Genomic DNA, 17839 nt, shown 5'->3' on the forward strand with positions numbered 1-17839 from the left:
GCCGGAACCGCCATCGTCCGTCGGATTTCGGCCGAACCGGTACGCGCGTCTAGCGTGGCCGCTCGGAGCACGCAACCCCGTGCCCCGAGCGGATCCCGCCTCGTAGCGTCGGGCACATGGACACCTTCGACTTCGCGCCGCGGCACGCGATCGTGACCGCCTCGGACTCGGGCATCGGGCAGGCGACCGCACTGGCACTCGCGGATGCCGGACTGGACGTCGGCATCACGTGGCACAGCGACGAGGAGGGCGCCGAGCGCACGGCCGACGGCGTGCGCGAACGCGGGCGCCGGGCCGAGGTGACGCGGTTCGACGCGACCGCCCTCGACGATGTCGCCGGCACGATCGACGGCCTCGTCGAGCGCCTCGGTGGGCTCGACGTGTTCGTCAACAACGCCGGCGGCGGCTCGGGCGGTCCGTTCCTGGACCTCTCGATCGAGGACTGGCGTCAGATCGTCGCCCTCAACCTCGACGGCGCCTTCGCCGGCCTTCAGGCTGCCGCTCTCCACCTGGTACGCGGCGGTCGCGGCGGTCGCCTGGTGGCGATCACGAGCGTGCACGAGACGCAGCCGCGGGTCGGATCGGCGGCGTACGTCGCCGCCAAGCACGGCCTCGGCGGCCTCATCGAAACGATGGCCCAGGAGCTCGGCGAGCACGCGATCACCGTCAACGCGGTGGCTCCGGGTGAGATCGCGACGCCGCTCACGAACCAGGATCCCGAGAACGCCGAGCGCACCCGTCGCCCCGGCATCCCGCTGGGTCGGCCGGGAAGGCCCGAGGAGATCGCGGCGGTGGTGGCGTTCCTCGCCTCGCCGCAGGCGAGCTACGTGACCGGGGCGAGCTGGACCGTCGACGGCGGGATGCTGCAGATGGGCCCGCAGGCCGGCTCGCATCTGAAGAGCGACGAGTGGCGGAGAGGATGACCATGAACGACCACGACGAGACCGACTCCACCGGCATGACCGACGACGAGAAGCGGCGTGACCAGCTCACGTCCGCCCCGGATGCCGTCGAGTCCGACGCCGACCCGCGGATCGACGTGACGCACCACGACGGCATCACGCGGATCGACATCCGCGACGACGCCGACGTGCGACCGGGAGACCCCACGAAGGAGCCACCCGGTCGTTGAGCGAGCGAAGCGAGACGAAACGTCTTCGGCGTGCTCGACGCGTTTCGTCTCGCTCGCTGGCGCTCGCTCGCTCAACGACCGGGGATCGGGGTCCGCGCTCGCTCAACGACCGGGGATCGAGGTCCGCGCTCGCTCAACGACCGGGGATCGGGGGCCGCGCTCGCTCACTCAACGACCAGGGACGAGCAGGTAGCCGCGCGCGTCGTCGAAGCCGCCGATCACGAGGCCGTCGGCGAGGTGGCCGACGAGCTGATCCCGCACGTGCGAGCGCCAGACCGCGGCATCCACCGGTGTCTCGCGGCGCAGGGTCTCGATGTCGTGAGGGATCTCGACCGACGCGACCACCTGCTCGTCGTCGGGGGTGGGCACCGGCGGCGCGGCAAGCGCCCACGACACCATGATGCGGTCGGTCGCGTCGCCGCGATTGACCCCGTCGTCCATGGGTCCGTAGTGGTTCACGAGGTACTCGGTGACCCGCGTGCCGAGCACCCGCAGGTTGAAGTGGGCATTGCGGGCGACCAGCGGGTCGAACGTCCACGTGATGTGACCGACGTCGCGCGCGAGCGCCCACTCGCGCTGGTGCTGCTTGAGCACCCGGCCGAGACCCTGCGACTGGTGGCCGGGCAGCACGCCGGTGATGTGGCTGTGCATCGAGCGCGCCGCCGGAGCCGCGAAGAACGCGACGGACGCCCCCACCATGAGATCGCCGTCGTACAGGCCGACCGCGTAATTGCCGGAGTGCGCGAGGGCGCGCAGCAGGTTCGGCGGCATGCCCCCGCGGTCGCCGCCCCACACCTCGGCGAGCACGTCGGAGGCGCGGTGGACCTCCTCGACGGTGTCGAGCGGACGGATGTCGATGCCGGGCGGCGTCGCGGTCTCGGCCATGTGCCCAGTCTGCACCCGCGGAGCCGCGTGCCGTCAGCGCGCACCCGCGGAGCCCGCGTACCTGCAGCGCCGATAGCCTGAAGTGATGGGAACGGGTGACGAGGACGCGAGAAGAAGACTCACCCGGATGCCGCGTCAGGGCGCCATCGTCGCCGTGCTGGCGGTCGCGGGCCTGTGCTCGTCGTTCATGTTCACCCTCATGGTGCCCATCCAGTCGAAGCTGCCGGAGCTGCTGAACTCCAGCCGCGAGGACACCGCGTGGGTCGTCACCTCGACGCTGCTCGCCGCGGCCGTGATCACCCCGATCTCGGGGCGCCTCGGCGACATGTACGGCAAGCGCCGCATCGTGCTCGTGCTCGTCGCGGTGATGGTCGCGGGCTCCGTCGTCGCGGCGCTGTCGCCGGGCATCGTCGGGATCATCGTGGGGCGCACGCTCCAGGGCGCCATCGTCGGCGTCGTGCCGCTCGGCATCTCGATCATGCGCGACGTGCTGCACGAGGACCGTGTCGACTCCGCGATCGCCTTCATGAGCGCGACGCTCGGCGTCGGCGGCGCGCTCGGCCTGCCGATCAGCGCGCTGATCACCGAGCGCAGCGACTGGCATCTGCTGTTCTGGATGGCCGCAGGTCTCGGCGTCGTCGTGTTCGCCCTCGTCCTCTGGATCGTGCCGGTGAGCGTCCTGCGCACCGCCGGCCGGTTCGACTATGTCGGCGCCGCCGGACTCGCCGTCGGGCTCATCGGCATCCTGCTGGCGATCTCGCGTGGCAACGAATGGGGCTGGGGATCGCCGGCGGTGCTGGTGTGCGGACTCGGCGGTCTCGTCGTGCTGCTGCTGTGGGGATGGTTCGAGCTGCGCATCGACGAGCCGCTGCTCGACCTGCGGGTCGCCGCCCGGCCCGCCGTGCTGCTCACGAACATCGCCTCGGTGGCGATGGGGTTCTCGCTCTTCGCCTCGAACGTCGTGTACCCGCAGATGCTCGAGCTGCCGGTCGCGACCGGCGCCGGGTTCGGGCTGTCGCTGCTGGTCGCGAGCCTGATCGTCATGCCTTCGGGGATCGTCATGATGCTGCTCTCGCCGATCGCCGGTCGCATCGCGTTCCGCACCGGTCCCAAGCTCCTGCTGCTGCTCGGCGCGCTCTCACTGATCGCCGCGTACGGGTTCACGCTGCTGTTCTCCTCCGAGGTGTGGCACATCCTCGTCGCGAACATCCTCATCGGCGCCGGCATCGGCTTCGGGTACGCCTCGATGCCGATGCTCATCATGCGCTCCGTGCCGCAGAGCGAGACCGGCGCGTCGAACGGTCTCAACGCGCTGTTCCGGTCGCTCGGCACCAGCACCGCGGCCGCGGTGATCGGCGCGGTGCTCGCCACGTACACCGTCGACTTCGAGGGGGTACCGGTCCCGACGACGACCGGCTTCACGCTGTCGCTGATCCTCGGCGGGGCCGCCGCGATCGTCGCCCTCGTGGTGGCATTGTTCATCCCGCGTCATCACGCGCCCGAGGAGCGGCATCCGTCCCTCCGCGAGTGAGCCGGCCCGGAGTCACCCTCGCAGCAGGGCGAGACGCGGCGAGTCCGGGGCCAGACGCTCGGCGACGGCGACGGCCGACAGGATCGCGCTCTCGTGGGAATCGGCATCCGCGGTGTAGAGCCCGGCGAGCGAGACGCCGTGTCGCGCCTGCAGGGGCCGCAGCCGCCGCTGCGCGTCGAAGTACGCCGTGTCGATCAGGCCGTGCCGGTAGGTCGCGGTGGCGTAAAGGGGCTGCGGCAGCTCGGCGTCGTAGGTCACCCAGCTCTTGAAGACCGGGATGCCGCGCGCGGGGCTCCAGATCGACAGCGAGCTGTGCGCGTCATCCGCACGCACGTTCACGACCGACCACGCGGCCTCGTCGCGCGGCATGAGCCGCCGGTCCCCGTGGATCGCGATCGTCGTGTCGAAGAAGCCGAACCTCGAGAGCTGCTGCGTCATGTCCGCGAGCTCGGGGAGGGGCACGAGCAGGTCGTGCGCCTGGCGCGCATCGCACGCCAGGACGAGATGGTCGAACGGATGCCGCACGCCGGCCGCGCCGACGAGCAGCGAGCCGTCGGCATCCCGTGCGACCGACTCGACGGCCGCGCCGGTGCGCAGGTCCACCCGCGCGAGTGAGCGGACCAGGGCGTCGATATAGACGCGGAGTCCGCCGGGGATCTCGCTCTGATCGGGCGGCCGCAGTCCCCGCGGGAGATTGGCGCCCAGATAGTACAGCGCGTTGTAGGCGGCGAAGCGGCGGAAGTCGGCGAGGTCGACGCACCAGAACGCGAGCAGCAGCGGGAACAGGAAATCATCGACGAACGACCTTGGCAGATGCTTGCGCTCGACGTACTCCGCGATCGTCAGCATGGTGTCGTGCTGAGCGAGGAACGCGGGGATGCCGGACAGGAACGCACGGAACCGCAGGAGGTGCATGATCGCGCGCGGAGTGAGCGACGACCAGACCGGGCGGCCTCGCCGGAAGGGCGGCATCACGACCGGCCGGGTGCCGTCGGCGCGAGAGACGGTGAGGGTCGCCGGGTAGGTCGTGCGGGGCACATCGAGGGCGTCGAGCAGGCGGTTGAAGGTGGTATACGCCGCGCTGCGGGCGAAGAATTGGAACCCGGCATCGACGCTGAGCGGCCGGCCCCCGACGTCGATGTCGACGGTGTGCGCGTGACCGCCGAGCCGATCGTCCTTCTCGAAGAGCGTGACGTCGTGATCCTGCTCCAGCAGCCACGCGGTCGCGAGACCGGCTGCACCCCCGCCGATGATGCCGATCCGCATGTCTGCGCCGTCCTCTGAGTCTGCGCTCAGACTAGGGGTCGCGGGTCGGGGGCTTTCGCCCGTGCGTGCGCCATCGCTAGCCTGACGGTCAAACCGGGGGCGACGGGAGCAGACGATGAGCGGGCGGGATCAGGGCTTTCAGGGTGACGAGCCGGCGCGGGGCGAGCGCAAGCCCGAACAGGTTCCGGTCGGCCCACCCGACGGCGCGACCGCCGCGGCCGATGCGACGAGGACCGGCACGGTGGCTGCCGCGAGCGGGACCGACGCCGCCGGCACCACAGGCACGGAGGACGGCGCAGACCACGACACGAGGTTCTTCGGTCAGCCGTGGTCGCTCGCGCACATCTTCGGCGTGGAGATGTGGGAGCGGTTCAGCTTCTACGGCATGCAGGGCATCCTGCTCATCTACATGTACTACTCCGTCGCGGAGGGCGGGCTCGGCATCCCCGAGGCGACGGCCACCGGCATCGTGGGCGCGTACGGCGGCACCGTCTACCTGTCGACGATCCTCGGCGCGTGGGTCGCCGACCGCCTGCTGGGCTCGGAGCGCGTGCTGTTCTTCAGCGCGTGGGTCATCATGGCCGGTCACATCGCCCTCGCCGTGCTTCCGAACGTGTGGGGCCTCGGCGTCGGGCTGGTCCTGGTCGCGATCGGCTCGGGCGGACTCAAGGCCAACGCCACCGCCGTGGTCGGGACGCTGTACTCCCCCAAGGACCCGCGACGCGACGCCGGCTTCTCGCTGTTCTACCTCGGCATAAATCTCGGCGCGTTCCTGGGGCCCATCGTCACGGGGTTCCTGCAGAGCAACGTGGGCTTCCACTGGGGCTTCGCGGCCGCCGCGGTCGGCATGGCGATCGGCCTCATCCAGTACTCGTTCGGGCGCAAGCAGCTGCCGGCCTCGTCGCGCGTCGTCGCGAATCCGCTCCCCGCGAACCGCAGGGGCATGGCGATCGGCATCGGCATCGCCGGTCTGCTGGTCCTCGTCGTGCTCGTGCTCACCGGCGTCATCCGCGCCGACAACCTCGCGGGCGTCGTGATCCTCGTCACGCTCGCAGCGGCGATCGCGTATTTCTGCGTCATCATCGCGTCGCGCCACATCAGCGGCGACGAGCGGTCGCGCGTGATCGGGTTCATCCCGCTGTTCATCGTCAACGTGGGGTTCTGGTCGCTGTACCAGCAGCAGTTCACCGTCCTGACGATCTACTCCGACCAGCGTCTCAATCGCTCGATCTTCGGCTGGGAGATGCCAGTGTCGTGGGTGAACTCCATCAACCCGATCTTCGTGATCATCCTGTCCGGGGTGTTCGCCGCGATCTGGACGAAGCTGGGGAACAGGGCACCGTCGGCGCCGGTGAAGTTCTCCCTCGGCGCGATGATCATGGGTATCGCGTTCCTGCTGTTCCTCCCGTGGGCGAACGGCGCCCCCAACTCCACGCCGCTGCTGGCCATCGTGCTGATCCTGCTCGTGTTCACGATCGCCGAGCTGTTCATCTCTCCCCCGGGCCTGTCGGTGACGACCAAGCTCGCCCCCGAGCGTTTCCACACGCAGATGGTGGCGCTCTACTTCCTGTCGGTCGCTCTCGGCACCGCGATCGCCGGCTGGCTCGCGCAGTTCTACGACCCGACGAACGAGGTGCCGTACTTCACGATCCTCGGCGTCATCGCGATCCTCCTGGGCCTCGCGCTGCTCGCCTCGGTGAGGCCCGTGCTGAAGCTGATGCGCGGCGTGCGCTGAGGCTCGGCGCGGTTCATATCTGTCGCACCGCGATCCGCTCGCGTCGTCGGATGGGCGACCGCCGGCGGTGTCACCGTCCGCCGAGCCCGATCACGTGGGTGCTGCGCCCCGACTCGAGCGCGACTATGTGACCGCCGACGACGAGATGCGCTGCCACCCCGAACGGCACGTCGACGGTGACGGTGACGGTGACCACGATCCCTCCGCGTGCCACCCCCGCGCCCGCCGAGCGCGTCCACTCCACGCCCAGCCGCCCGAACGGCGTGCCGACATGGGCGCGCACCGCGTCGACGCCCGCATCGAATTCGGGCTCGACCACCGCGGTGCGGAAGCCGGGCGAGGTGGAGCGGATGCCGGCGACCCGGCGGTACAGCCAGTCGTCGACGCTGCCCGGCGCGTAGTGGTTGAAAGACATGGGCCGGATCTCGCCGTCCGGCGAGATCGCATCCCACGCCTCCCAGATCGTCGTCGCGCCGCGGTCGACCTCGTAGAGCCACGACGGCATCTCGGACTGCCACAGCAGCGCGCGTGCGACGTCGGAGTAGCCGTTGTCGCACAGCACGTCGAGCAGGTACGGCGTGGAGAGGAACCCGGTGTCGAGCCGGTTCCCCCGCTCGCGGATGAGCTCCACGAGCCGCGCCGCCGTACGGGCACGCAGCTCGGGCGGGACCATGTCGAAGGCGAGCGCGAGGACGTACACCCCCTGCAGACGCACCGGGAGGTCGCCGTCGACATCGACGTACTCGGCGGCGAAGGCCGCGCGCACCTCGGCCGCCCGCGCGGCGCAGGCTGCGGCATCGGCGTCCCGCCCGAGAACCGCCGCCACCTGCGCGGCGAGCGTCAGCGTCCGCGCCTGGAACATCGGCGCGAGGTACTCGCTCGTGAGCGCGGGGGCGATGCCGATGGCCTCGTGCGTCGGGCGGCCTTCCATCGTGCTCGGGGTCAGCCAGTCGCCGAAATGCAGGCCGGTGTTGTAGAGCAGCGACTGCGCGCGCCGGCGCTCGTCCGCCAGATCGGTGCCGGCGAGCGACTCGGGCAGCTCCGCCGCGGCGGTCGTGCGCTGGAACTCGATCCACCGCAGCATCGCGTCGTAGTTCTCCTCGAGCACGCGGCGGTCGCCGGTGCGCTCATAGAGGGTCCACGGCACGATCGCGATGGCGTCGCTCCAGCCGGCCGCGACGACGATCGAGCCGATGCCCTGCGCCGCGGCCGCCGCCTCCGCGTCGAACGGCGAGCGCGGCGAGAAGATCGGGATCCGCCCGTCGGGCAACTGATCGGCGCGCAGGTTGTCGAGCCAGCGCGAGAGGAACGGAACGACCTGCGCGTTGTCGGTCGCGGTGCCGACGAATGCCTGGATGTCTCCGGTCCACCCGGCCCGTTCCCGCTGCGGGCAGTCGGTGGGCACCGAGAGGAAGTTGCCGCGCTGACTCCACACCACGTTCTCGTGCAGGCGGTTCAGGCGGAGATCGGATGACGCGAAGGAGCCGGTCTGCTCCAGATCGCTGGCCAGCACCACGGCGACGACGTCCTCGGCGACGAGCGTGGACGCCAGTCCGCTGATCCTCGCGTACCGGAAGCCGTGGAACGTGAACTCCGGCTCCCACTCTTCGGTGCCCTCTCGACCGCCTTCGCCGAGGCCGCCCGCGGCGACGTAGACATCGGTCTGCTCCTTGTTGATGCCGACGATGTTCGCGAACCAGGAGCCGTCGGCGGCGAGCGTCTCGGTGTGCTCGAGCACGATCTCCTGCCCGGGCGCCGTGTCGCGCAGCCGCACCCGCAGCCGTCCGACCAGCACCTGACCGAAGTCCACGATCGTGCCGTCCGCGGTCTCGACCAGTGCGACGGGCGCCACCTCGAGCACGCGGCGACTGGGCTCGCCGCGGAAGGGCACGAGAAGCCGGTGGTCGGCGCCGGCCTCTGCCACCGGCATCCATCCGCCGTCGTCGAATCCCGGACTGCGCCATCCCACCGGCTCGGCGCGGCGGTCGAACCGCTCGCCGACGAACAGGTCGGCGTACGCCCAGGGCCCGGTCGCGCCGCGCACGTCGGAGCCGGATGCCACGACCTGCGTCGTACCATCGGCATAGTCGATGTGCAGCTGCCAGATCGCCGACGTGCGGGAACCGAACTGCGCGCTCGAGCCGGTGAGACCGATGCGGCCGGCCCACCAGCCGTCGGCCAGCGCAATGCCGAGCACGTTGTCGCCCTCGGTCAGGGCCGCCGTCACATCGGACGACGAGAACGAGATGCGGTGCTCGTAGCTGTCGAAGCCCGGCGCGAGCACCTGATCGTCGGCAGCGCAGCCGTTGACGAACGCTGAGTACACGCCGCGAGCCGTGGCGAACAGCCGCGCACGCACCACGCCGGGGCCGACCTCGAACCGCTGCCGCAGCAGCTGCGGCGGCCGCAGCCGCTCCTCGGGCGGCGCCTCGGGGCCGAGCCCTCGGACCCAGTCCACGATGCTCCACCGTTCGACGACGGCCTGCTGCTGCGCGGGTTCGACCCATGCCGCCGACCAGTCAGCGGGATCCAGGAGCGACATCTCGAACGTCGACGCCGCCCACTCCGACCACTCACCCTCGGACGACCTGCTGCGCACCCGCCATCGGCAGGCGCTGTTCGAGGCGAGCCGCTCCCCCGCGTAGGCGACGAGTCCGCCGTTCGGGCCGTTCACCGGACCGCTCGCCCAGATGACGCGTCCGCCGGTGGACACCTCCAGCTCGAAGGCGTCCTGGACGTGGTCGACGAGCCACGAGAATCGGGGCTCGCGGGCACCGACGCCGATCGGCGCGTGGAGGTACTCGACGCGCAGGTCGTACGGGGTCATGGTTCCTCGCATGATGTCGGGCTCCTCGGCAGGCTCAGCGACCGGGCGGTGGGGGGCGCTTCGACCAGCTCCGGTCGTTGAGCGAGGGAGCGCCAGCGACCGAGACGAAACGCAGTACACGAGGTCGTTCGTGCGATCGAGGCGTTTCATCTCGCTCGTTCCTCGCTCGCTCAACGACCGGGGGCTCAGCTCAGCGACCGGATTCCCGAGGCACTGAACCGCGTGGTGAGCGTGCCGATGCCTTCGATCTCGCTCACCAGCACGTCGTCGGGCGTGAGGAACCGCGGCGGCGTGCGGCGGTTGCCGATGCCGGCCGGCGTGCCCGAGAAGATGATGTCGCCGGGCAGCAGGGGGCAGACGGCCGAGATCCGCACGAGCAGCTCGGGCACGTCGTAGAGCATCATCGACGTCCGAGAGGACTGCATCGTCTCGTCCGACAGGCGGCACGAGATGGCGAGGTCGTCGCGCTCGGCGAACTCGTCGGGGGTCACCAGCCACGGCCCGGTCGGCCCGAAGCCGGGGAACGACTTGCCGAGACTGAACTGCGGCGCCGAACCCTGCAGCTGGGTGATGCGCTCCGAGAGATCCTGGCCGATGGTCAGCCCGGCGACGTGATCCCAGGCGCTCTCGCGATCGACCTTGTGGGCCTCGCGCCCGATCACGACGACGAGCTCGACCTCCCAGTCCACGTTGCCCTCGGGCAGTTCGACCGCGGCATCCTGCCCCACGATCGACGACGGGAACTTGGTGAAGGTGACAGGCAGCGCGTCCGGCGGGTAACCCGCCTCGGCGGCGTGCTCGGCGTAGTTCAGGCCGATCGCGAACACCTGCCGCGGGCGCGGCACGGGCGCGCCGAGCGCGGCTTCGTCGAAGAAGACGGATGCCGGGGCCCCAGCATCCGCCGTCACCGTCGACGCCGCCCACTCGACGAACGCCGGCCAGTCGTCGAACAGCGCCTGGGGATCGGGGCCGAAGCGTCCCCCGGATGCCGTGGCGACGTCGATCGCGGCCACTCGCCCTGAGCTCGTCGAAGGGACGACGATGACGGCACGGCCGGCGAGGTTCGCGATCTTCACCGGACGACCCTCACCAGTCGACCCGCTGCGGCGCGGGCTCGCCGTAGCGGTCCTCCCAGCTGATCACCCGGTTGCGGAGAGTGCCGATGCCGGTGATCTCGGCCTCGATCTCGTCACCGGGCTTGAGGTAGAAGTCGAACGGATTCGGCTGCACGGCGGCGACGCCCGAGATGGTGCCGGTCGTGATGAGGTCGCCCGCGGTGTAGGTCTGCGGCGAGTGGTAAGCCACCAGGTGCGGGAACTTGATGCGGGTCTGGTTGGTGTTGCCCTGCTGACGCACCTCGCCGTTCACCCGCAGCTGCATCGGCAGCTCGTGCATGTCGGGCACCTCGTCGCGCGTGACGATCCACGGGCCGATGGGGCAGAACGTGTCGATGGCCTTCGAGAACGAGAAGACGCCGGACTCCATCTCCTTGCGCTGGATGTCGCGCGCGGAGATGTCGTTGAACACCGTGAAGCCCGCGATGTAGTCGTCGGCCTCGTCGGGGCCGAAGAACTTGCCGGACTTGCCGATCACGATCGCCAGCTCGAGCTCGTAGTCCATCTCCTTGGTCAGGTGATCGGGGTACACGATGTCGTCGTCCGGGCCGATGATCGCGTCGACGTTCTGGAAGAACACGATGCCCTTGTGCACAGGGTGCGACCAGTCCACGGCGGTCAGCTCGTTGTGGTGGTCGGCGAAGTTGCCCGCCGTGTGGAAGAACTTCTTGGGGCGGATGGGGGCCTCGAGCTTCATGTCGGCGAAGGCGAGACGCTCGCCGGTCTCAGTGACGTTGCCGCCACGCTCGAAGTACTCGCGGGTCGAGGGCACGTCGAGCTCGATGACGACGCCCTCCTCGAGTTCCAGACGGCCCACGCGGCCGCCGTCGAAGGTGATGAGCTTCATTGTTCTTGTCTCCTTGGTTCTTGCGTTTCGTCTCGCTGGCGCTCGCTCAACGACCGAGCGGTCCGGGCTCAGGCGCCGACCATGTTGAATCCGCCGTCGGCGAGCATGTAGCCGCCGGTCAGATGGGCTGCCTCGTCGGTCGCGAGCCACAGGCAGGCGCCGGTGACGAACTCGGGCGGCGGGATGACGCCCATCGGCGTCTGCGAGAGCAGCACCTCGCGGCGGCCGTTCTTCCAGTCCTCGCGGTTCAGCAGCCGCTCGGTCTCCATGAATCCCGGCGCGAAGGTGTTGACGCGCACCGCGGGGGCGAACGCCTTGGCGTAGGACTTCGTGATGCCGAGGATCGCGTACTTCGCGGCCGCGTACTGCGGTGCGCGCGCCGAGCCCCGCACGATCACGGTCGAGCCGACCTGGACGATGTTGCCGTGCCCCTGGTGCAGCATCCGCTCGCCGAACTCGTGGGTCATGAGGAGCGTCCCCTTGACGTCGATGTCGATGACCGCGTCGAGGGCCTCCTGCGTGAGCTCGTCCCAGTTCATCTGCTCGCTCGAGACGTCGCCGACATTGTTCACGAGGACGTCGAGAGTCCCGAAGGCCGCCCACACCTCGTCGGCCATGCGCTTGATCTGGTCCCACGAGCCGATGTCGGCCCGGACGAGGATGCCGTCGCTGCCCGCCTCGCGGATACGCTGCAGCGTCGCCTCGGCCCCCGCCTTCGACGAGCGGTAGTGCACGGCGACCTTCGCGCCCTCCTGTGCGGCGCGGACGGCGATCTCGGCGCCGAAGCCGGTGCCGGCGCCGGTGACGAGCACGGTCTTGCCGGCGAAGCGCGGAAAGATCTGCGGGTCGGTCATTGGTGTCTCCTTCGTTCCGTCCCTCGATGTGCTCGGGGACCGGCAGTTGTCAGACGAGCGTGCGCCCGCCGTCGATGTACATGACATGGCCGGTGACGAATCCGGCATGACGTGAGGACAGGAAGAGCGCCGGGCCGGTGAGCTCGTCCGGCGTGCCGAGCCGGCCGGCGGGGACGAGGCTCTCCAGCTCCTCGCGCTTGCCGGGCTTGGACAGGTGACCCGCGGTGAGCGGCGTCTCGATGTAGCCGGGGGCGAGCGCGTTGACGGTGACGCCCGCCGACGCCCACTCGCGCGCCATGACGCGCAGCAGCTGGTTGATGCCGCCCTTGGACGCGGCGTACGGACCGTGCGAGTGGTGCGCGAGGAGCCCCGAGACGCTCGACAGCGCGAGCACGCGACCGTGCCCCTGGCCGACCATGTGCCGCCCCGCGGCCTGGGCGAGCCCGAACAGCGACGAGAGGTTCACGCGGAGGATGTGGTCCCACTCGTCCTCGGTGAACTCGAGGATCGGGCGGCGGTCGTTGACCCCGACGGCGTGCAGCAGCACATCGAGCCCACCGAGCCGTTCGACGACGTCGGCCACCACGCGCTCCCCCGCGCCGTGCTCGGTGAGATCCGCCTGGATCAGCTCGAACCGCGGGCCGGTCGCCGCGAGCTCCGCGCCGATCGCGTCGAGCGCGGGCTGATCCCGGTCGACGACGGCGACGGATGCCCCGGCACCCGCATACGCGAGCGCACACGCCCCGCCGATGCCGCCGGCTCCCGCGACGAGCACGCGCGATCCGGCGAGCCCGAGCCAGTCGTGGTTCATGCGTTCGCCCCGGCGGCGCGCTCGTTCAGGAAGCGCGAGATGCGGTCGGCGGTGCGTGCGGCGGTGACGTCGCCGACCACGTTCAGGTATCCGTGGATCGCGCCGCGCTCCTTGACGTACTCGACGTCGACGCCGCTGCGGGCGAGATCCCCGACGTACGCCTCGGCCGACGGTCGCAGCTCGTCGCCCTCGCTGGCCACGATGAGCGCCGGCGCCGCTCCGCGCACATCGTGCCCGCCGGGGAACGCGTAGAGCTCGTCGGGCGACGCGCCGCCGAGGTAGTTCGCGTTGATCGCGCGCGTCGCCTCCGGCGGGAACCGCAGCGCGGGCGGCTGCTGCGCGAGGATCGCCGCAAGCTCGTCGTCCGCCTCGGGGAGCACCGCGTGCAGCACCGGGTACACGAGCACCTGCGCCAGCAGACCCGCGCCGCCCCGGTCGCGCAGCCGCAGTGCCGCGCCGGCTGCGAGATTGCCTCCGGCGCTCGCACCGCCGATGGCCACGGCATCCGCCCGCCCGCCGAACTCCGCCGCATGAGCGCGCGCCCATTCGAACGCGGCGACGGCCTGGAGCGACGCGACCGGATACGGCGCCCGTGCCCGGTCGCCACCGAACGACGCGATGAGCTCTTCGGGGGACGGCATCCCCTCGACCGGTTCGGGCGCGGGCAGCGCCGCGATCGCATCGGTCGGCGCGAGCGTGTAGTCCAGCGAGACGACGGTCGTACCGCGGCGGGCGAGCTGCCTCGCCGTCTCGTCGGCCTCGGGCATGTCGATGTCGCCGAACATGAAGGCGCCGCCGTGGAGCCAGACGAGCACGGTGCCGTCGGGCTGCGGAGCGGGATAGACGCGCAGGCGGAAGTCGTGCTCCGCCGCGGTGAGTTCGACGTCCGTGACGGGAAGGGTGTCGGCCATGACACTTCTCTCAGGTGAGTTCATTGAATGAAAGTGAGTTTCGTCTACCGAATGTATGCTGATCCGAGCGGTCCGTCAAATGAAGGAGCCCGATGACCGAGCGCCTGCCCCCGTTCCCACCCGACGCCCTTGCCGGCGCGCAGCGCGACCTGTACGACGCCATCACCGGCGGGCCGCGCGCCCAGGGCCCGCAGCACTTCGCGCTGACGCGCGCCGACGGCTCGCTGCGCGGTCCCTTCAACGCCTTCCTCCTGGCGCCCGAGCTCGGCGGCGCGCTGCAGGACGTCGGCGCGGCGATCCGGTACCGCGGTGCGCTCAGCTCCCGCGCCCGGGAGATCGCGATCCTGCTCGTCGCCGCACGGTGGGACAGCGAGTTCGAGCGAGAGGCACACGAGGCCGTCGGGACCGCGGCGGGGCTCACGTCCTCCGAACTCGCCGCTCTGCGCGCCGGCGACACGACGTCGTTCGCCGGCGACGAGGCCGCCGTGGCGGCTGCCGCCCAGCAGCTGCTCGAGGGAGACCTCGACGACGATGCCTGGCACGCGGCATCCGTCGCCCTCGGCCCCGAGGTCGTGTTCGAGCTGACGGTGCTCGTCGGCTACTACGCCACGCTCGCGCTGCAGCTGCGCGTCTTCCGCGTGCGCCCGTGACATTGCAGCAGCCCTGACCAGAAGATACGGTTTCACACGATGAAAGCACCGGACGAGTCGCCCGCCACCGGGGACGGCGACAAGGCCCACAGTCGCTACCGCATCGAGGCCCTCGCGAAAGGCCTCGACGTCCTGCGACTGTTCGACGAGTCGGTGACCTCGCTCAAGCTGCGCGAGATCTGCGATCGCACGGGCATCCCCATGCCGACCGCCTTCCGCGTCGTCGCGACGCTCGAAGAGGGCGGCTATCTCGAGCGCCTGCCCGACGGCAGCATCCGTCCCGGCGTCGCCGTGCTCCTTCTCGGATCCGCGGCGCTGCGCGGATCCAGCCTCGTCCAGCTCAGCGAGCAGCCGCTGCGCCACCTCGCCGAGGAGTCCGGCGAGACCGTGAACCTCGGCGTGCTCGTCGGCGACCAGGTGCTGTACCTCGCGCGACTGCGCAACTCCGATCTCGTCACCGCGAACATCCAGGTGGGCTCGACGCTGCCCGCCGCGTACACGTCGATGGGCAAGCTGCTGCTCGCCTACCTCAGCGACGCCGAGCTCGCGGCGACGCTGGCTGGCCACGATTTCGGAGCGGATGCCGGACCCAACGCCGCGGCCTCGCTCGACCAGCTGCGCGAGCGCCTCGCCGTGATCCGCGAGCAGGGCTACGCGCTGCAGGACGAGGAGGTCGCGGCCGGCCTGCGCTCGGTCTCGGTGCCCGTGTTCGGGCGCGACGCGAAACCCGCTGCTGCCATCAACATCGCCGTCGCCGCGTCGCGCCACGACCTCGCGTCGCTGCGCGGCCCGCTGCTGACCCGTCTGCGCGCGACCGCCGACGAGATCTCGCGGCTGCTGCGCGCGACCTGAGCGCACCGCCCTCACCCCGGCTGCACGCGCGCCGTGACGCGCGCGGCGAACTCGATGGCCCGGTCGAACACCGGACCGGTGTCGTCGAGCCCCTGCCAGAAGTGCCGGCCGCCGTCGACGGGGTGGAACTCGACGTCGACACCGGCGGCGCGCAGCGCTCGCGCGAACGACGCGCTCTGCGCGAACGGCACGTGCTCGTCGTCGGTCCCGTGGGCGATGTGGAACGGCGGCGACCCGGCATGCACGTGGGCGATCGGACTCGCCCGGAGTGCGGCATCCGGGATCTCCGTCGCCGGAGCGCCCAGCCAGCGGGCCTCCCGCGTCTCGGCCGGCGGCTCGCCGGTGTCGTGCTGCGCCAGGGCGATCAGGTCCGTCGGGCCGAACCAGTCCACGACTCCGCGCACGTCGTCGCGGCCGAGCCCCGTGAGCGCGGCCAGCGTCGCGCCTGCCGACACGCCCCACAGCACGAGGCGGGAGGCGTCGACGCCGTGCTCCGCCCCGTGCGCGTGAAGCCAGGCCAGCGCCGCCGCCACGTCGTCCAGCTGCGCCGGGAACAGCGCCTCGCCGCTCAGCCGGTACTCGCACGAGGCCACCGCGAAGCCCGCGGCCACGATCCGGTCGAACGACTCGGCGGCCCCGATCCCGGGCGTGAACACCTTGCGGCTGCCGCGGAGCCACCCGCCGCCGTGCAGGAACACGACGACGGGGGCGGCGTCCGCGGCCGAGGGAGTCCGCAGATCGAGCGACAGCGGACGGAACCCGGGCGGCTGGGCGAAGTCGATCTCGAGGATCGTGGACATGGCGCGGTCAGTCGCGGAACCGGAACTCGGGCATGAAGATCGTCGCGTACTTCTCGCCCGCCGCGCGCATCACCGAGAAGTCGGGCACGAAGACGCCCTGCGGCTCGGTCGCGTCGGTCTTCTGCCCGATGGCGTGGAAGAACCGCTCGAAGCCCGCGCTGCCCGCGCCGAACACGGTCGTGGTGTTCTCGATCTTGAAGGCGTGGACGATCCCCGCCGGGACGTAGGCGAAGTCGCCGGTCGTCAGCGTGGTCTTGGAGTGGTAGCCGGCCTGGTCGTCCATCCACACCGAGATCTCGCCGTCCACGACGTAGAAGAACTCGTGGGTCTTGAGGTGGACGTGCGCGGGGATGCGGTCGCCCTGACGCGCCTTCATCGTCCACGCTCCGAACTGGTCGTCGGTCTCGTCACCCGACAGCAGGATCTCGAACAGCTGGTCGAAGACGAGGGACTTCTCGCCCTGGCCCTCGCCGAGGACGAACGGACGTGGCCCCGCGGGCAGGACACCGGTGAAGGCGACCTTGTCGGGGTCGTCGACGGGGAAAAGAGTCATGCTTACCTCCTCGTAAAGCAGTGCGTGCCGTTAGGCAGCCGGAACTGTCGGGCCATTCCGATCGGGTGTTCCGGACCTCTCCAGTCTCAGCAGGATGCCGGGAGGAAGGAAGTTCGACATCCCTACCCGGCGTTAGCCACAGGCTAAGATCCGAGCATGGATGTGCCTATCCACGTGATCCGGTACTTCTGCGTGCTCGCCGAGGAGCTGCACTTCGGCCGGGCCGCGGAGCGCCTCAGCATCACGCCGCCGTCGCTCAGCCAGCAGATCAGTCGTCTCGAGCAGCAGCTCGGCGTGAAGCTGTTCGACCGGAGCCCCCGCAAGGTCGAGCTGACACCCTACGGCCGGGACCTCCTGCCCCTCGCCCGGCGCGTGCAGGACGACCACGACCAGCTGCTCAGCTGGGCTCGTTCGGTGAAGCGGGATCGAGACGCGCCGGTGCTTCGGGTGGGCGTCGTCGCGGCCGGCGCCGGCACCCTCACGACCGCCGCCATCGCCGCGACCATGCAGGCGATCCCGCAGGCGAGGATCGAGATGCGGCGCCTGGGGTTCTTCGACGTCGCCGAGGATCTCGAGGGCGGACGCGTGGACGTGGTCTTCGCCCCGTGGCCGATGCACCTGCCGCCGCGCGTGCGCGCCGAGCCGCTCTGGCGCGAGGCACGCGTCCTCGTGGTCCGTTCGGATCACCCGCTGGCGCAGCGGGAGTCGCTGTCGATCCTGGAGACGGGCGACGAGGTGTTCGTCTCCGTCGCGAAGGGCGTGCCCGAAGTGGTGGACTGGTGGATCGTGGATCCTCGCCCGGACGGCACGCGCCCACGACGTGGACCGACGGCCGACAGCGTCGAAGGCCTGCTCGAACTCGTCGCGGCGGGCGCCGGCGTCAACATCGCGGGCGAATCGGCCAGCCGTCACTACCGGCGCGAGGAGCTGGCGTTCATCCCGATCCACGACATCGAACCGGCCACGATCGTGCTCTGCAGCCTCACCGACAGCCTCAACCCCATGGTCGACACCTTCCGCGAGACCGCGCAGGCGCTCTCACCGCTCGTCGACGCCACCTTCCACTGACC

General features: G+C 70.6%; 17 protein-coding genes. 7 read left to right on the forward strand and 10 right to left on the reverse strand.

What is annotated here, in order from left to right:
* The first annotated feature begins 116 nt into the window (after positions 1–116).
* Both MRBLMI12_RS07565 and MRBLMI12_RS07570 read left to right on the forward strand, forming a co-directional pair.
* Positions 117–923: an SDR family oxidoreductase gene (locus MRBLMI12_RS07565; protein ID WP_363355292.1), complete on the forward strand. Its 807-nt coding sequence runs from the start codon at positions 117–119 to the stop codon at positions 921–923.
* Between the two features lie 2 nt (positions 924–925).
* Positions 926–1132 carry a hypothetical protein gene (locus MRBLMI12_RS07570; protein ID WP_363355294.1) on the forward strand — a complete coding sequence of 69 codons (207 nt, stop codon included), beginning with the start codon at positions 926–928 and terminating at the stop codon, positions 1130–1132.
* A gap of 168 nt (positions 1133–1300) precedes the next feature.
* Here MRBLMI12_RS07570 and MRBLMI12_RS07575 read toward each other — a convergent pair whose 3' ends face one another.
* Complete coding sequence (locus tag MRBLMI12_RS07575; RefSeq protein WP_363355296.1) at positions 1301–2017, reverse strand: GNAT family N-acetyltransferase; 717 nt, start codon at positions 2015–2017, stop codon at positions 1301–1303.
* Between the two features lie 127 nt (positions 2018–2144).
* Here MRBLMI12_RS07575 and MRBLMI12_RS07580 point away from each other — a divergent pair, with 127 nt between their 5' ends.
* Positions 2145–3548 (forward strand): MFS transporter, encoded by a 1404-nt coding sequence (locus MRBLMI12_RS07580; protein ID WP_363355298.1) that lies wholly within the window; start codon positions 2145–2147, stop codon positions 3546–3548.
* 12 nt (positions 3549–3560) lie between these two features.
* On the opposite strand, the gene MRBLMI12_RS07585 is transcribed toward MRBLMI12_RS07580, so the two are convergent.
* A complete protein-coding gene (locus MRBLMI12_RS07585) occupies positions 3561–4814 on the reverse strand; it encodes an FAD-dependent oxidoreductase (protein ID WP_363355300.1) in 1254 nt (417 codons plus the stop codon).
* A gap of 115 nt (positions 4815–4929) precedes the next feature.
* On the opposite strand from MRBLMI12_RS07585, the gene MRBLMI12_RS07590 reads away from it, so the two are divergent.
* On the forward strand, positions 4930–6549 hold the full coding sequence (locus MRBLMI12_RS07590; protein ID WP_363355302.1) for a peptide MFS transporter: 1620 nt from the start codon (positions 4930–4932) through the stop codon (positions 6547–6549).
* Positions 6550–6619: 70 nt separating this feature from the next.
* On the opposite strand, the gene MRBLMI12_RS07595 is transcribed toward MRBLMI12_RS07590, so the two are convergent.
* The 6 genes from MRBLMI12_RS07595 to MRBLMI12_RS07620 form a co-directional block, all read right to left on the reverse strand.
* Positions 6620–9376, reverse strand: coding sequence for a family 78 glycoside hydrolase catalytic domain (locus tag MRBLMI12_RS07595; protein ID WP_363355304.1), 2757 nt, complete (start codon positions 9374–9376; stop codon positions 6620–6622).
* Between the two features lie 185 nt (positions 9377–9561).
* Positions 9562–10452, reverse strand: a complete 891-nt coding sequence (locus MRBLMI12_RS07600) for a fumarylacetoacetate hydrolase family protein (protein WP_363355306.1) — start codon at positions 10450–10452, stop codon at positions 9562–9564.
* A gap of 10 nt (positions 10453–10462) precedes the next feature.
* On the reverse strand, positions 10463–11338 hold the full coding sequence (locus MRBLMI12_RS07605; RefSeq protein ID WP_363355308.1) for a fumarylacetoacetate hydrolase family protein: 876 nt from the start codon (positions 11336–11338) through the stop codon (positions 10463–10465).
* Positions 11339–11406: 68 nt separating this feature from the next.
* On the reverse strand, positions 11407–12192 hold the full coding sequence (locus MRBLMI12_RS07610; protein WP_363355310.1) for an SDR family NAD(P)-dependent oxidoreductase: 786 nt from the start codon (positions 12190–12192) through the stop codon (positions 11407–11409).
* Positions 12193–12241: 49 nt separating this feature from the next.
* Positions 12242–13003 (reverse strand): SDR family NAD(P)-dependent oxidoreductase, encoded by a 762-nt coding sequence (locus tag MRBLMI12_RS07615; protein WP_363355312.1) that lies wholly within the window; start codon positions 13001–13003, stop codon positions 12242–12244.
* Positions 13000–13914, reverse strand: coding sequence for an alpha/beta hydrolase fold domain-containing protein (locus tag MRBLMI12_RS07620; protein WP_363355314.1), 915 nt, complete (start codon positions 13912–13914; stop codon positions 13000–13002). Before MRBLMI12_RS07620 ends, MRBLMI12_RS07615 begins: the two co-directional genes overlap by 4 nt.
* 92 nt (positions 13915–14006) lie before the next feature.
* Between MRBLMI12_RS07620 and MRBLMI12_RS07625 the strand changes: the two genes are divergently transcribed.
* On the forward strand, positions 14007–14564 hold the full coding sequence (locus tag MRBLMI12_RS07625; protein WP_363355316.1) for a carboxymuconolactone decarboxylase family protein: 558 nt from the start codon (positions 14007–14009) through the stop codon (positions 14562–14564).
* 39 nt (positions 14565–14603) lie between these two features.
* The gene (locus MRBLMI12_RS07630; protein ID WP_363355318.1) at positions 14604–15416 is read left to right on the forward strand and encodes an IclR family transcriptional regulator; all 813 of its coding nucleotides are present in this window, start codon (positions 14604–14606) and stop codon (positions 15414–15416) included.
* Between the two features lie 11 nt (positions 15417–15427).
* Here MRBLMI12_RS07630 and MRBLMI12_RS07635 read toward each other — a convergent pair whose 3' ends face one another.
* Positions 15428–16216, reverse strand: a complete 789-nt coding sequence (locus MRBLMI12_RS07635; RefSeq protein WP_363355320.1) for an alpha/beta hydrolase — start codon at positions 16214–16216, stop codon at positions 15428–15430.
* Between the two features lie 7 nt (positions 16217–16223).
* Positions 16224–16769 carry a quercetin 2,3-dioxygenase gene (locus MRBLMI12_RS07640; protein WP_363355322.1) on the reverse strand — a complete coding sequence of 182 codons (546 nt, stop codon included), beginning with the start codon at positions 16767–16769 and terminating at the stop codon, positions 16224–16226.
* Positions 16770–16925: 156 nt separating this feature from the next.
* On the opposite strand from MRBLMI12_RS07640, the gene MRBLMI12_RS07645 reads away from it, so the two are divergent.
* Positions 16926–17837 carry a LysR family transcriptional regulator gene (locus MRBLMI12_RS07645; protein ID WP_363355324.1) on the forward strand — a complete coding sequence of 304 codons (912 nt, stop codon included), beginning with the start codon at positions 16926–16928 and terminating at the stop codon, positions 17835–17837.
* Positions 17838–17839 lie beyond the last annotated feature (2 nt).

Source organism: Microbacterium sp. LMI12-1-1.1, from assembly GCF_040676455.1.
Taxonomy (GTDB): Bacteria; Actinomycetota; Actinomycetes; order Actinomycetales; family Microbacteriaceae; genus Microbacterium.

What these genes read in the sequence shown, in the direction of transcription:
- MRBLMI12_RS07565 (WP_363355292.1), top strand. Translation starts at nt 117, where the DNA reads ATGGACACCTTCGACTTCGCGCCGCGGCACGCGATCGTGACCGCCTCG.
- MRBLMI12_RS07570 (WP_363355294.1), top strand. Translation starts at nt 926, where the DNA reads ATGAACGACCACGACGAGACCGACTCCACCGGCATGACCGACGACGAG.
- MRBLMI12_RS07575 (WP_363355296.1), bottom strand. Translation starts at nt 2,017, where the DNA reads ATGGCCGAGACCGCGACGCCGCCCGGCATCGACATCCGTCCGCTCGAC.
- MRBLMI12_RS07580 (WP_363355298.1), top strand. Translation starts at nt 2,145, where the DNA reads ATGCCGCGTCAGGGCGCCATCGTCGCCGTGCTGGCGGTCGCGGGCCTG.
- MRBLMI12_RS07585 (WP_363355300.1), bottom strand. Translation starts at nt 4,814, where the DNA reads ATGCGGATCGGCATCATCGGCGGGGGTGCAGCCGGTCTCGCGACCGCG.
- MRBLMI12_RS07590 (WP_363355302.1), top strand. Translation starts at nt 4,930, where the DNA reads ATGAGCGGGCGGGATCAGGGCTTTCAGGGTGACGAGCCGGCGCGGGGC.
- MRBLMI12_RS07595 (WP_363355304.1), bottom strand. Translation starts at nt 9,376, where the DNA reads ATGACCCCGTACGACCTGCGCGTCGAGTACCTCCACGCGCCGATCGGC.
- MRBLMI12_RS07605 (WP_363355308.1), bottom strand. Translation starts at nt 11,338, where the DNA reads ATGAAGCTCATCACCTTCGACGGCGGCCGCGTGGGCCGTCTGGAACTC.
- MRBLMI12_RS07610 (WP_363355310.1), bottom strand. Translation starts at nt 12,192, where the DNA reads ATGACCGACCCGCAGATCTTTCCGCGCTTCGCCGGCAAGACCGTGCTC.
- MRBLMI12_RS07615 (WP_363355312.1), bottom strand. Translation starts at nt 13,003, where the DNA reads ATGAACCACGACTGGCTCGGGCTCGCCGGATCGCGCGTGCTCGTCGCG.
- MRBLMI12_RS07620 (WP_363355314.1), bottom strand. Translation starts at nt 13,914, where the DNA reads ATGGCCGACACCCTTCCCGTCACGGACGTCGAACTCACCGCGGCGGAG.
- MRBLMI12_RS07625 (WP_363355316.1), top strand. Translation starts at nt 14,007, where the DNA reads ATGACCGAGCGCCTGCCCCCGTTCCCACCCGACGCCCTTGCCGGCGCG.
- MRBLMI12_RS07630 (WP_363355318.1), top strand. Translation starts at nt 14,604, where the DNA reads ATGAAAGCACCGGACGAGTCGCCCGCCACCGGGGACGGCGACAAGGCC.
- MRBLMI12_RS07635 (WP_363355320.1), bottom strand. Translation starts at nt 16,216, where the DNA reads ATGTCCACGATCCTCGAGATCGACTTCGCCCAGCCGCCCGGGTTCCGT.
- MRBLMI12_RS07640 (WP_363355322.1), bottom strand. Translation starts at nt 16,769, where the DNA reads ATGACTCTTTTCCCCGTCGACGACCCCGACAAGGTCGCCTTCACCGGT.
- MRBLMI12_RS07645 (WP_363355324.1), top strand. Translation starts at nt 16,926, where the DNA reads ATGGATGTGCCTATCCACGTGATCCGGTACTTCTGCGTGCTCGCCGAG.